Genomic DNA, 12,216 nt, shown 5'->3' on the forward strand with positions numbered 1-12,216 from the left:
CGCCCGCGGCCGCTCAGGCCCCTCGGCCTTTCTGGCTTGCCAGGTAGGCCACCTTGCGCGCCCGCATGACCTCACCCAGCGGCCGGTGGGCCGCGAGCCCGCTCCAGGGATCGAACCTGGCGGCTTCGGCCTTGGCGGCGGCCGCGTCGATGCCCTGCTGCGGCAGGGTGAGGCGCGCCACGGTGACGATCGGCGTCTCGGCATCCGGCCACGGCTTCGAGGCGTCCTCGATCGGCGTCGTCGCCTCGTCGACGAAGAACTGCAGCTCCAGGTCCCAGTGCAGCGAACCCACCGCCAGCCGCTCGCGCATGTCCTGGGCGATATCCTTCGACCGCGCCTGCGGCGGCGGGCTGCCGGCGGGCTTCAGGCGCACGCGCACGGCATAGGGGCCGCATTGCAGCGGCGCCACGGTGTTGAATCTTTCGGCGGCGAAGCCGCTGAACTTCCGGCCCAGCATGGCGAACAGATCGCGCAGGCGGGCGAAGGCGCCCACGGGTCCATAGGCCTTGAAGAGATGAAGGATCCCCGGCAGCGGTCCCGGCGTCGCCGCCTCCATGAAGTCGATGAACTCGCGGCTGTTTGGCCCCGGCGCGCGGTCCTGGTTGATCATCAGGAAATCCTGATGGTCGGTCGTGCCCCCCAGCGCGCTTTCGCCGGAGACATCGAGCACCTTGAGCGCGAAGCCGCGGATATCGGGCAGCCTGTTGGATTGCACGTCCGGGCCACCACTGGACAGCCGCACCAGCACGCGATGTTGGCCCGGTGTCGCGAACAGGCCATGGCGGGCGTGGTCCGGCAGGCCGGCCAGGACCTCGAGCGTGCCGGTCGCGGCCAGGAGTTGTTTGCGGTGGAGCGCGCGGCCCGGGCCGAACTTCTTCGACTTGGCGCGCTGCAGCTCGGCCATGACCTCGGCGACGCGCGCGAGATGGGCTTCTTCGTCCGGCGCGATCTGTTCACGCCAGCCGGTACTGGGTTGTTTCATGGCTCTCCCTTCACGGCGCAAGCATTGCCGACCATGATGCCGCATGGCCGACACCGTTGCGATCTCCGACTCCCTGCTCAGCGCCCAGATCTCGGCCGTGGGCGCTGAGCTTGTACGTTTGCAGGACCGCGACGGATTGGACCTCCTGTGGGACGGCGATCCCGCCTTCTGGACCGGCCGTTCGCCGCTCCTGTTCCCGATCGTCGGCGAGGCGAAGGGCAACCGGATCAGGGTTGCGGGCGCTCCGTACGAGATCGGGCGCCACGGCTTTGCCCGCACCTCGACATTTGCCCTGGTTTCGTCCGAGGCCGCGCGTTGCATGTGGCGGCTCGAGGCGAGCGAGGCGACGCGGCGGCACTATCCGTTCGAGTTCCGCCTCGACGTCACCTACGCGATCGAAGGCGGGGCACTGCACATGACGGCCGAGGTGACGAACTGCGGCGATGGCCTCATGCCGGCCTCGTTCGGCTTCCACCCGGCCCTGCGCTGGCCGCTGCCCTACGGACGGCTGCGCGCGGCACACGAGATCGTCTTCGAACACGACGAGCCCGCGCCAATTCGTCGACCCGTCGACGGTTTGCTGAGTTCGGCGCAGTATCCGACGCCGGTGCGCGGGCGTCGCCTGGTATTGCACGACAGCCTGTTCGAGGACGGCGCCCTCGTCTTCGACACGCTCGCCAGCCGCAGCCTCATTTATGGCGATGCCTTGCGCGTGTCGTTCCCGCGCATGCCCCATCTCGGCATCTGGACGAAGCCCGGGGCGGGCTTCGTCTGCATCGAACCGTGGCAGGGCCATGCCAGCCCCGAGGGCTTCGACGGCGAGCTCGCCGACAAGCCCGGCATGGTCGCGATCATGCCGGGCGCAACGGAGAGCTTCGGGATGTCGATTAGTGTGTCGTCCCGAACGAAGTGAGGGATCTTTCGCTTACGGGAAAGATCCCTCACTTCGTTCGGGACGACACCGGGGCTTCTCAGCGCAACGCTGCCACGAGCGCCGATGCGCTCCGCCACACCTGCTTCTGGCAGATGAACAGCACGCAGCCTTCGATCGCCAGCGTATCGGCGGCGGTCTGGCGGACGGTCGCGCGGTAGGTCTGACCGTCTTCGGGGTTGTAGATGCGACCCTCCCAGCCGCCTTTCGACGACCGTGTCAGCCCGGAAAGGATCGACAGCCCGACCAGCGGTCTTGCGCGCAAGCCGGTGTCGGCGTTCTGGGCGTCGAGGCGCGGCCGGCCCTTGTCGTCGGTGGCGTCCCACAGCCAGCGGATCGTGCCGCAGAGACCTGATGTGTCCGTGCAGGGCGCGAGTTCGACGACGGCAGAGGCGCCGGGTGTCACCCAGCGCCCGACCGGACCCCCGCTCGTACCGTCATTGGCCCGCACGGGTTCGGCCGCGACGATCAGCCCGCCGGCCAGCAGGAGCGCGGCAACCGTCCGCACGAGGAAACGGCCGGCGATCGCGGGCGACGTGGTCTTTGCCTCGGGCGCGATGATCGCCTCGAACCTGGCGCAATAGTCGGGATGCTCGGTGCCCATGAGCTTGTCCCACCAGCGGAAGTAGAGGCCGTAGTTGTAGCGCCCTGCCTCGTGATGGAGATCGTGATGGGTCGTGGTGTTGTTCCAGCCCAGCCACCGGCCCGGCCCGAAGGCGGCGGAATGCACCTCGGCGCCGGCATGTCCCATGACGTTGCGCAGGATCTGCACGATGCCGAAGGCGAGCAGGCCGAGGCCATGCATCGGCACGACGAGGAGGAACAGCGGCACGAAGGCGGCCTGCACGACGGCTTCGGGGACGGCGAAGGAATAGGCCGCCCACGGCGTCGGCGTGCGCGACAGATGGTGCGTGCGATGGAACAGCGCGAACAGGCGGCGGTGATGCATCGCGCGATGGACCCAGTAGAAGTAGGTGTCGTGGGCCACCAGCATCAGGGCCAGCGAGCCCACGAGATAGAGCGGTCCGGCCTGGCCAAAACCCTCGTAGATCGTGATCCAGCCCTGATGGTCGCCGACCGCGACGATCGTGCCGATCAGCGAGAAGATGAGGGCGGTGTGCAGCGAAGCCAGGAACTCACGCCGCCTTTGGCCTGTGGCGGGGTCGCGGGCCTGCAGCTTGCGGCGGGCGAGCCCCGCCTTCCAGAACAGGGCCAGGATCGTGGCCATCAGCGTGGCGGCCACGAGATAGCGGGCGGTATCCATGGCCCAGACCGTGGGCCAGGCAGACAGGTAGACTTGCATTGCTTCGTTCATCGGTCGCCCCTCCAGCAGGCGTGCCCAATGCCTAGGGGGATGCGGCGGCCGGATCGCGCCGAAGGTGAAAATCGGCCGGTATCCTTGGAAAACGGCTCGCCGTTTCCGGAATCGGCGAGGAATCAGGCGCCGTTGCGGCCCGTTGCCGTCCGGCGGTACTCCGTCGGGGTGACGCCGGTGTCGGTCTTGAAGGCCCGGTTGAAGGGCCCCAGCGACTGGAAGCCCGAATCGAGGGCGATGGTGAGGATCGGGACCTCGGCCTGGCTGGGATCGGCCAGCGCCTGCTTGGCGTCGGCCAGCCGGTGGCGGTTCAGGTACTCGTTGAAGTTCCGGTAGCCCAGGCCGCGGTTGATGGCGCGCCGCAGCCGGTACTCCGGCAGGCCGAGCTTGCCCGCCAGGACGCCGATGGTGAGGCCTTCCTGCCGGTAGAGCCGGTCGACCGCCATCAGCCGCTCGAGGGTGGCCAGCAGGCCGGGGTCGACCGGCTCGTCCTCCGCGGGCGCGGCTCCGGGCGCCACCGCCTCCGCGACGGCGGGGGCCGGCAGCACGGAGTCGAGGTCGGCCTGCAGCAGCAGGACGGCGATGATGGCGGCGATCGCCGCCAATGCCGCCGAGTTGAGCACATGCAATCCCATGGGCACGTGGTCGTGGCCGAAGGCGAGCTCGACCGTGACGGTGACGGCGATGTGGAGCGCCACGGCGATCAGGATGAACAGGCGCAGGCGCCGCCGTCCCTCGACAAGGTCGCTGCCCCAGCCGCGCACCGTCTGGACCAGCGCCAGCACCGCGAGCACGATCACCGCGACGCGCACCGCCACGCCGACCAGCCAATGCGTCGTGATGCCGGCGCCGAACAGGTGGGCCACGGGCCAGACGGCCAGGCCGAGCCAGACCAGCGCATGCCAGGGTTTTAGCTGGAAGGAATCGTCGAACAGGGCGCGCGCGAACAGCCAGAAGACGGCGGCATTGCCGGTGCACAAGACCAGCACCGGCGCGAACCAGAGCGGGGGATCGCCATGTGGTCCCGGCGACGAGCAGATCATGTAGGCGGCAGCGCCCACCGCCAGCAGGGCGCCGAGCCACGCCGCCGGCCGGCCGCGGCCGCGCCGCAGGGTGGCGATGGCAACGATCAGCAGCAGTGCAATGGCGCCGCCGCGCAGCGCGATGTCGAGAGTGACGAGGAAGCCCGTGCCGCCCATGATTGGCAGCGTGCTTAGCATTTTGCCGCCGCCGCGCCACCCTGGCCGTGCGGCGGTGGTCCCGCGCGGCGCGGCGGCATTGTTCAGAAGACGAGCATCTTGTCGGCCACGATCGTTGCGGCGGCCAGCCCGTCCATCGTGCTGCACCGTGTGCCGGGGACGATCTCGGCCTCGGCCAGGCCGCGTGCATCCATGCAGGTGCCACACAGCAGCACCGTCCCTTTGCCGAGCACGACGCGCCGGTGATGGAAGTTCAGCGGAAGGTCATCGAACTCGCTTTGAGCGCACCGACCACCACGAAAGCGGCGCCGAACGTCGTGCGTCGTCCCAACCAACGATCCCATGGCGCCATAAGGCGCGCGACGGTGGCAAGTTGCGGATAGAAGACCGCTCCATCGACCGACACGACCGAGAGCCCGGCGGCGGCCATCGATCGCCGCAATTGTGAGGCCGTCCGGAAGCGAGCGCTGCGCCAGGTACGGTTTCCCGCCAGCCCCTTGGCCCAGCGCAGAGCGGCCCACGAACTCCAGCGATTGAGCTCGCCCAGGACCAGGCGACCGCCCGGCCGCAGCACGCGGGCCATTTCGCGGATTGCCGCATCTGCGTCGGCGACGAAGCACAGCACGGTGACCGCGAACACTATGTCAAAGCTCTCGTCGGCAAACGGCAGCTGCTCGGCGCGGCCGTCGCCCAATCGAAGATCGACGCCCAGCGCGTGTGCCCGAGTGGCTGCTGCAGCGCGCATGGCTGGATCGGGGTCGATTCCGGTTACCACGGCGCCGCGTCGCGCCGCCTCGGCGGCGAACGCCCCGTCGCCCGAGCCCACGTCGAGCACGCGCAGGCCATCGAGGCGGCCGGCGCTCTCGAACACCAGCCCCTGCTCAATTCGTTCGGTCAGGGCGCCGAGCGGCGTCCGACGCCAGGCGTCATAGGTCGCAGGATCAATCCGTGTCGGCGTCGGTGGAGCCGCGCGTGTCATTCAGAAGACGAGCACTTTATCGGCCGCGATTGTCGCCGCGGCCAGCTCATCCATGGTGCTGCGCCGCGCCCCGGGGGCGATCTCGGCCTCAGCCAGGCCGCGCGCGTCCATGCAGGTGCCGCAGAGCAGCACCGTCCCCTTGCCGAGCACCACGCGCCGGAGCATGCGCTCGATGTTGTAGAAGCCGTCCGGCGTCTTCTGCCCGGCCTTGGCGCACAGCACCGCATCGGCCATCAGGAACACCGTGACCTCGGCCTGCGCATCGTTCTTCTGCAGGGCGTGGGCGAGGCGCAGGCCGTTGTAGCTGCGCTCCGTCCCGTACGGCGGATCGTTGAGGATGATGAGAGACTTCATATCGTGATTCCCTTGCCTGTCGCCGGCACATCGTCGCGAAACGGCTGGGTCAACATCCGGTCGAGCCGCTGCTCGCCGGGCGCGCGGAACTGGTCGATGCCGATCGTCATGGCCTCGTGCCCGGCCGCCGGCTGGGCGCGATAGGTGCCGAACAGGCGGTCCCACCACGGCATGTTGAAGCCGAAGTTGCTGTTGGTCTCCTGCCGCACGATCGAATGGTGGACGCGGTGCATGTCGGGCGTGACGACGAACCACCGGAGCACGCGATCGAGGCCCGCCGGCAGACGGAGGTTGGCGTGGTTGAACATCGCGGTCGCGTTGAGAAGGATCTCGAAGATCAGCACGGCCTCGGCGGAAGCACCAAGAGCTGCGATGGCGGCCAGCTTGAGGACCATCGAGGCCGCGATCTCGATCGGGTGGAAGCGGGCGCCGGTGGTGACGTCGATGTCGAGGTCGGCGTGATGCATGCGGTGCAGCCGCCACAGCAGCGGGACGGCATGGAACAGCACGTGCTGCAGGTAGATCGCGAGGTCGAGGGCGAGGACGGCCAGGATGACGGCCGCCCCGCGCGGCAAGTCGATGATGTTAAGCAGCCCCCAGCCGCGCTGCTCGCCCAGCAGCGCGAAGGCGACGGCGGTGGTCGGCAGCAGCAGGCGCACCAGCGCCGTGTTGAGCGCCACGATGCCGAGATTGGCCGGCCAGCGCGCCCGGCGCGAAAGCTGCCGCGCCCGGCGGGGCGCCATCGCCTCCCAGGCCGCGACGACGACGAAGACCGCAAGAAAGAAGGCGACGCGGATGACGGGTTCGTTCGACATCTCATGCCTCAGTCGGCGAGCGCCGCGGCGAGGCCTGCGCGCCGCCGCCAACCCAGCCACAGCAGCGCCAGCGCCGCCACAGCGAGCCACGGCAGCAGCAGGAGATTGAGCGTCTGCCAGCCGAACGCCTGCAGGAGCGCCGCGGCGCCCAGCGAGCAGGCGAGGCCGACGGCAAAGATGCTCATGTCGTTGGTCGCCTGGGCGCGGCCCTTTTCGGCCGCCGTGTAGGTCGTCGTCAGCAGGGTCGTGCCGCCGATGTAGAGGAAGTTCCAGCCGACACCCAGCATCACCAGCGCGCCGGCAAACGATTCGAACGCCGTTCCGGTCAGCGTCATGAGGACATGGCCGGCCAGCAACGCGACACCGGCCAGCATGACGCGCAGCACGCCCAGGCGGGCAATCAGCGAGCCGGTGAAGAAGGACGGCAGGAACATGCCCAGCACGTGGAGCTGGATCACCGTCGTGGCCGCCGCGAGCCCGTGATCGTGGTGGAGCATCGCGATCGGCGTCGCCGTCATGGCGAGGATCATGACGCCGTAGCCTGTCGCCGCGCCGAACAGGGCCACGAGGTAGGCGGGCTGCGAGACGATGGCTCCCCACGGCCGGCCCGCGGCGGCGGGGCCCGTCTCTGCTTTCGGCGCCGGGATACGTAGGCCGAGCAACAGGCCGGCAGCGAGCAGCGAGACGATCGCGAGCAGGAGAAACGAGCCGACATACTCGGGCGACAGCAGCGGGCCGCCGACCCGGCCGAGCAGCGGGCCGGCCAGCGCCGCCACGATGCCGCCCGCGAGCACGAGGGAGATCGCGCGCGCCCGGAAGGAATCGTTGGCGACTTCGCTGGCGGCAAAGCGATAGAACTGGGCGAACGCCTGGTAGGTGCCGACGAGGAACGTGCCGAAGGAGAGCAGGGCCAGCGAACCGAGCCACAGGCCGAGCGCGGCACAGGCACCGCCGGATGCGCCGAGCAAGGCGCCGGCGACGAAGCCGCGGCGGCGTCCAACGCGTGCCATCCAGAGCGACGCCGGAAAGGTCGCGACCGCCGTGCCGAGGAACATCGCCGCGATGGGCGCGGTCGCAAGCTGCGGCGACGGCGCGATCAGGCTGCCGGCCAGGCCGCCGACGGTCATCACGAGGACCGAAGTCGTCTGGAACAACGCCTGCGCGGTCGCCAGCAGCAGGACCTGCCGGTGCATCGAGCCGAACCGGGAGTGGCCGGTCATGAAGGTCACCTCATTGCGAAGGTCGATGGCTTGACTCGATTCATTCAATCAGTCAAGTTATTGATTGAATGATAAACCCCAAGACCGAAATATTCGAGCAATTCGCCGAGCTGGCCCGGGTCCTGGGTCAGGGAAACCGGCTGGAATTGCTGGAACATGCCGCGCAAGGCGAGCGCTCGGTCGAGCGCCTGGCCCAGCTCACCGGCCTCTCCCTGGCCAACGCCTCGCAGCACCTGCAGGTGCTGCGGCGGGCCGGCTTCGTGCGCTCGCGCCGCGACGGCAAGCGCATGCTCTATCGGCTGGGCGACGGGCCGGTGATCGAGCTGCTGGGTGCGCTCAGGCGCTATGCCGAACACGGCCGTGCCGAGGTGCGCGGCATCGTCTCGAGTTACTTCGACCGGCTCGACTCGCTGGAGCCGGTGTCGCGCGAGGCCCTGCTGCAGCGGCTCGACGACGGCAGCGTGGTGTTGCTCGACGTCCGCCCGGAAGACGAATTCGCGCTGGGCCACTTGCCGGGCGCACTCAACATCCCCTTCGCCGATCTCGAACGGCGTCTCGCCGAGTTGCCGAAGGATACGCAGATCGTGGCCTACTGTCGCGGCCCCTATTGCGTGCTGTCGTTCGAGGCCGTCGCCGCATTGCGTACGAAAGGCTACGATATCAAGCGACTGGAAGACGGCTTTCCGGAATGGAAGGCGGCGGGCCTGCCCGTCGGTATGACGACCGAGGGCGACCGGCGCGCGCTTCTGCCATCGTAGAGGACGAAGCGATGGAGACCAGTCGGCCGCCGCGAGCATAGAGGCCCTGCTATTTGGCTTGGTGATTGGGATGAACTATTCGGCCGTCGGACTCGCAATAGCTTCAGCCCTCCTCTTCGGCCTCTCCGCGCCAGTGGCGAAAATCTTTCTCCAAACGTCGGACCCGTGGATGCTCGCAGGCATCCTCTACTGCGGGGCGGGCGTCGGCCTGTTTGGCGTGCATATGGTTGCTCGTGGCGTCGAAAGCCTGACCGAGGCGCGACTGACCCGTCGTGAACTTCCTTGGCTCGCCGCGGCGGTTCTTTCCGGCGGCGTGCTTGGTCCCGTTCTTCTGCTGACGGGCCTTGTTCGTGTAGAAGCCTCTACGGCTTCGCTTCTGTTGACCCTTGAAGGCGTGCTGACCGCCCTGCTTGCCTGGTTCGTGTTCCGAGAGAACTTCGATCGCCGTATCGCGGTGGGAATGCTCAGCATCGTGGCCGGTGCCGTCGTCCTGAACTGGCATCCCGGTGCGACCTTCGACGACCTGATCGGCCCTGCGGCCATCCTGGGCGCATGCCTCGCTTGGGCTCTCGACAACAATCTCACGCGCAAGGTGGCGCTCGCCGACCCGGTTCAGATAGCGATGATCAAGGGGCTGGTCGCGGGGCCGATAAGCCTCGCCATCGGATATGCGGCTGGTGGAACGTTGCCCTCGCTCGCGACCGTCGGGCTCGGCGCCGTGACCGGCTTTCTCGGATATGGCGTCAGTCTCGTCCTGTTTGTGCTCGCCCTGCGCCATCTTGGGACAGCCCGAACCGGCGCATATTTTTCGATCGCGCCTTTCATCGGCGCCGTAGCCTCGGTGCCTCTATTCGGCGAAGTCGTCACGCTTCAGCTCTGCGCCGCAGGGGCCCTGATGGCTTTCGGCGTTTGGCTGCATTTGAGCGAACGCCATGAGCATGTGCACGAGCATCCGGCATTTGCCCACGAGCATCGTCACACCCACGACGAGCATCACGATCACCTCCACGACGACATTGCCGATCCGGCTCAGGCTCATAGCCATTGGCATCGACATACGCCTCTCAGCCACAGCCACGCGCATACCCCGGACAGTCATCATCGACATTCACATTGACGAATGCCCAGGCCTTACCGGCGCGGGCGATGGCCGAAACCGGTACTCCGCAACCATTTTCCAAACGTCAGCCCTCGGGGAAACGGCGAAGCAGCTCTGCCAGCAAGCCGCGCCACGCGGCGAACTCGCGCGCCGGCCGGAACAGCGGGGCACGCCGGGCCAACGCCTTGCCCAGCCGCGCGGCGAAGCTCGGCTCGCGTTCCAGCTTCTGCAGCAGTCGGGCAAGCGCCTCGGTGTCTCCGACGGGAAAGTAGCCGGGATAGTCGGCGCCGAGCAGACCGATATTGCCATCGATGCGCGAGGCCAGCACCGGCACGCCGGCTGCGGCCGCCTCCGAAATCACGTTGGCGCCGCCCTCGCTCAGCGACGAGATCACCATGGCGTGGCTCTGCGCCAGCAGCCGGCGGACGGCGGCGCGCGGCACGTCGCCGTGCCAGTAGTAGCGCGGGTTGGTCTTCATCTCGGCCTCTGCGCGTACCGCCCATGCCGGCGTATAGGCACGGCCGACCTGTTCGATGCGCACACGGCTCGTGGCCGGCAGCAGACGCGCCGCCTCGGCCGCACGCAGCGGATCTTTTACGTCGCGCAAATGGCCGATCACGGAGACGACGACGGCGCGTGCGCTGGGCCGTCGCGGACGGGGCAAACGGTCTGCAGACTGATGGATGACGCCAAGACGCGGGCGGAGCCGCTTGGGAACAGCGCGCCAGGCCAGATCGTTCAGCGCCACCAGCCGGTCGGCCAGCTCCATCGAGCGCAGCGTCGGCTCAGGATCGCTGTCGATGTACTGGTAGATGTCGGTGCCGCTCAGCTGCAGGACCACCGGTCGCTCGGGGAACTTTGTCTTGAACCGCTCGATCGCGGCAGCGCTCCGCCAGGCATGGACGGCGACCATCAGATCGGCCGGCCGGCCGTCATAGTCCGCCGCGAGGTGCACGCGATGGCCGAGGCGGCGCAGGATACGCGCCCAGCGCGAGGCGGCCACGCGGTTGCCGGTGCGTGAAGTCGGACCCTCGGGTGTGATAAGGACGATCCTCATGGACCATACCCCTCATGACCGGGCCCATGAGCGGCGCCCGACCAGCGGAGTGTCCGCGGTCGAACTGGTGGCGCAACTGCGCGAGGCCCGTCATCGCACCCGGCGCTTGACGGAAGAACTGTCATCGCGGGAATTGATGGGACCGCAGATCGCCATCGTCAATCCCGTGCTCTGGGAGATCGGCCACGTCGGCTGGTTCCACGAGTACTGGACGCTGCGTCATATCCATGGCCGCGCGCCGCTGATCGAGCGCGGCGACCGGCTGTGGGATTCGAGCGCGGTGGCGCATGCCACGCGCTGGCAGCTCGACCTGCCGGACCGTGCCGGCACTTTTGGCTACCTGGCCGACGTGCTGGCCCGCCAGGAGGATCGGCTCGGCGGCACGATCGACGAGGACGCGCGGTATTTCTACGAGCTGGCGCTGCGTCATGAGGATATGCATGTCGAGGCGCTGACCTATTCGCGCCAGACGCTTTCCTACGCAGCGCCGCGGGAACTCGGCGATGCACGGCGTCCGGCGGCGGGAGCCTTGCCGGGCGATGTCGCCGTGCCGGGCGGGACCTGGCGGCTGGGATCGACCGCGGCCGACGGCTTCGTCTTTGACAACGAGAAATGGGCGCACGAAACGGCGCTGGCGCCTTTCCGCATCGCCCGCGCGGCCGTGACCAACGCAGAGTTTGCGGCCTTCATCGAGGCCGGCGGCTACGGCACGCGGGAGTTGTGGAGCGACGCCGGCTGGACCTGGCGGCAGAGCCGCAACGCTGAGCGCCCCGTCTACTGGCTGCCCAAGCGTGACGGCGTCTGGACGGTCCGGCGCTATCGCGCGATCGAGGAGCTGGCGCCGCATCAGCCGGTCGTGTTCGTCACCTGGTTCGAGGCCGAGGCGTGGTGCCGCTGGGCCGGACGACGCCTGCCCAGCGAAGCCGAATGGGAAGCGGCCGCCGTCGGCGAGCCGGCGGGCAACGGCGCTCGCCTGGCCGCCGCGCGCCGCCGCTGGCCGTGGGGCGATGCATCACCCACCCCCGCCCACGCCAATCTCGACTATGTCTTCGACGGGCCGGTCGATGTCGCCGCCTGCGCCGACGGCGACAGCGCCTTCGGCTGCCGCCAGATGATCGGCAATGTCTGGGAATGGACGGCGTCGGACTTCCTGCCCTTCGCGGGCTTCGCCGCCGATCCCTACAAGGACTATTCGCAACCCTGGTTCGGCACGCGCAAGGTCCTGCGCGGCGGTTGCTGGGCGACCAGCGCGCGCATCGCCCGGCCGGCCTACCGCAATTTCTTCACGCCGGACCGCAACGACGTCCTGGCCGGCTTCCGCACCTGCGCGCTCATCTGAGGCTGATCATAAAGTTGACATTTCAGCAGGTTTTGGGCTATTTTTCTGGCAGGCTGGCGCCAGGTGCGCCGGCCTTTTTCATTCCGGCAAAGACCTGCCCGCGGCCGCCCGCGGGTTCGTGCTCGAAGCACAAGGTCGCCGCCGCGGGTCCTGACCCGTGGACAGACA

Annotated in this window: 13 protein-coding genes; 4 read left to right on the forward strand and 9 right to left on the reverse strand. The window is 68.4% G+C overall.

Translation table 11 applies throughout. The features are described 5' to 3' along the window. Window positions 1-13: 13 nt before the first annotated feature. Entirely contained in the window at window positions 14-982 is a 969-nt protein-coding gene (locus EPO55_RS20855) for a hypothetical protein (protein ID WP_296339165.1), read from the reverse strand. Between the two features lie 43 nt (window positions 983-1,025). Between EPO55_RS20855 and EPO55_RS20860 the strand changes: the two genes are divergently transcribed. Continuing rightward, on the forward strand, window positions 1,026-1,895 hold the full coding sequence (locus tag EPO55_RS20860) for an aldose 1-epimerase family protein (protein ID WP_296339166.1): 870 nt from the start codon (window positions 1,026-1,028) through the stop codon (window positions 1,893-1,895). 58 nt (window positions 1,896-1,953) lie between these two features. On the opposite strand, the gene EPO55_RS20865 is transcribed toward EPO55_RS20860, so the two are convergent. The 7 genes from EPO55_RS20865 to EPO55_RS20895 form a co-directional block, all read right to left on the reverse strand. Then, the gene (locus EPO55_RS20865; RefSeq protein WP_296339168.1) at window positions 1,954-3,228 is read right to left on the reverse strand and encodes a sterol desaturase family protein; all 1,275 of its coding nucleotides are present in this window, start codon (window positions 3,226-3,228) and stop codon (window positions 1,954-1,956) included. A gap of 122 nt (window positions 3,229-3,350) precedes the next feature. Continuing rightward, entirely contained in the window at window positions 3,351-4,448 is a 1,098-nt protein-coding gene (locus tag EPO55_RS20870; RefSeq protein ID WP_296339170.1) for a helix-turn-helix domain-containing protein, read from the reverse strand. A gap of 62 nt (window positions 4,449-4,510) precedes the next feature. Continuing rightward, window positions 4,511-4,660, reverse strand: coding sequence for a DsrE family protein (locus EPO55_RS20875; RefSeq protein WP_296339172.1), 150 nt, complete (start codon window positions 4,658-4,660; stop codon window positions 4,511-4,513). Between the two features lie 20 nt (window positions 4,661-4,680). Beyond that, window positions 4,681-5,406, reverse strand: coding sequence for a class I SAM-dependent methyltransferase (locus EPO55_RS20880; protein ID WP_296339174.1), 726 nt, complete (start codon window positions 5,404-5,406; stop codon window positions 4,681-4,683). After that, window positions 5,407-5,760, reverse strand: a complete 354-nt coding sequence (locus tag EPO55_RS20885) for a DsrE family protein (RefSeq protein ID WP_296339176.1) — start codon at window positions 5,758-5,760, stop codon at window positions 5,407-5,409. Next, window positions 5,757-6,575, reverse strand: a complete 819-nt coding sequence (locus EPO55_RS20890; RefSeq protein ID WP_296339178.1) for a sterol desaturase family protein — start codon at window positions 6,573-6,575, stop codon at window positions 5,757-5,759. The genes EPO55_RS20885 and EPO55_RS20890 overlap by 4 nt, the downstream gene beginning before the upstream one ends. 8 nt (window positions 6,576-6,583) lie before the next feature. Further along, a complete protein-coding gene (locus EPO55_RS20895; protein WP_296339180.1) occupies window positions 6,584-7,795 on the reverse strand; it encodes an MFS transporter in 1,212 nt (403 codons plus the stop codon). A gap of 68 nt (window positions 7,796-7,863) precedes the next feature. Between EPO55_RS20895 and EPO55_RS20900 the strand changes: the two genes are divergently transcribed. Further along, a complete protein-coding gene (locus EPO55_RS20900) occupies window positions 7,864-8,553 on the forward strand; it encodes a metalloregulator ArsR/SmtB family transcription factor (RefSeq protein ID WP_296339182.1) in 690 nt (229 codons plus the stop codon). A gap of 70 nt (window positions 8,554-8,623) precedes the next feature. Continuing rightward, window positions 8,624-9,670: a DMT family transporter gene (locus tag EPO55_RS20905; protein ID WP_296339184.1), complete on the forward strand. Its 1,047-nt coding sequence runs from the start codon at window positions 8,624-8,626 to the stop codon at window positions 9,668-9,670. A 67-nt stretch (window positions 9,671-9,737) separates the two neighbouring features. Here EPO55_RS20905 and senB read toward each other — a convergent pair whose 3' ends face one another. After that, window positions 9,738-10,709 (reverse strand): selenoneine biosynthesis selenosugar synthase SenB, encoded by a 972-nt coding sequence (gene senB / locus EPO55_RS20910; RefSeq protein ID WP_296339186.1) that lies wholly within the window; start codon window positions 10,707-10,709, stop codon window positions 9,738-9,740. Between senB and senA the strand changes: the two genes are divergently transcribed. Further along, window positions 10,708-12,048, forward strand: a complete 1,341-nt coding sequence (gene senA / locus EPO55_RS20915) for a selenoneine synthase SenA (RefSeq protein ID WP_296339187.1) — start codon at window positions 10,708-10,710, stop codon at window positions 12,046-12,048. The two genes, senB and senA, sit on opposite strands and share 2 nt — an antisense overlap. Window positions 12,049-12,216: the final 168 nt, after the last annotated feature.

Source organism: Reyranella sp., from assembly GCF_004296935.1.
Classification (GTDB): Bacteria; Pseudomonadota; Alphaproteobacteria; order Reyranellales; family Reyranellaceae; genus Reyranella.

Excerpts from the sequence above, each read along its gene's own strand:
- EPO55_RS20855 (WP_296339165.1), bottom strand. The coding sequence starts at position 982 with ATGAAACAACCCAGTACCGGCTGGCGTGAACAGATCGCGCCGGACGAA.
- EPO55_RS20860 (WP_296339166.1), top strand. The coding sequence starts at position 1,026 with ATGGCCGACACCGTTGCGATCTCCGACTCCCTGCTCAGCGCCCAGATC.
- EPO55_RS20865 (WP_296339168.1), bottom strand. The coding sequence starts at position 3,228 with ATGAACGAAGCAATGCAAGTCTACCTGTCTGCCTGGCCCACGGTCTGG.
- EPO55_RS20870 (WP_296339170.1), bottom strand. The coding sequence starts at position 4,448 with ATGCTAAGCACGCTGCCAATCATGGGCGGCACGGGCTTCCTCGTCACT.
- EPO55_RS20880 (WP_296339174.1), bottom strand. The coding sequence starts at position 5,406 with ATGACACGCGCGGCTCCACCGACGCCGACACGGATTGATCCTGCGACC.
- EPO55_RS20885 (WP_296339176.1), bottom strand. The coding sequence starts at position 5,760 with ATGAAGTCTCTCATCATCCTCAACGATCCGCCGTACGGGACGGAGCGC.
- EPO55_RS20890 (WP_296339178.1), bottom strand. The coding sequence starts at position 6,575 with ATGTCGAACGAACCCGTCATCCGCGTCGCCTTCTTTCTTGCGGTCTTC.
- EPO55_RS20895 (WP_296339180.1), bottom strand. The coding sequence starts at position 7,795 with ATGACCGGCCACTCCCGGTTCGGCTCGATGCACCGGCAGGTCCTGCTG.
- EPO55_RS20900 (WP_296339182.1), top strand. The coding sequence starts at position 7,864 with ATGATAAACCCCAAGACCGAAATATTCGAGCAATTCGCCGAGCTGGCC.
- EPO55_RS20905 (WP_296339184.1), top strand. The coding sequence starts at position 8,624 with ATGAACTATTCGGCCGTCGGACTCGCAATAGCTTCAGCCCTCCTCTTC.
- senA (WP_296339187.1), top strand. The coding sequence starts at position 10,708 with ATGGACCATACCCCTCATGACCGGGCCCATGAGCGGCGCCCGACCAGC.
- senB (WP_296339186.1), bottom strand. The coding sequence starts at position 10,709 with ATGAGGATCGTCCTTATCACACCCGAGGGTCCGACTTCACGCACCGGC.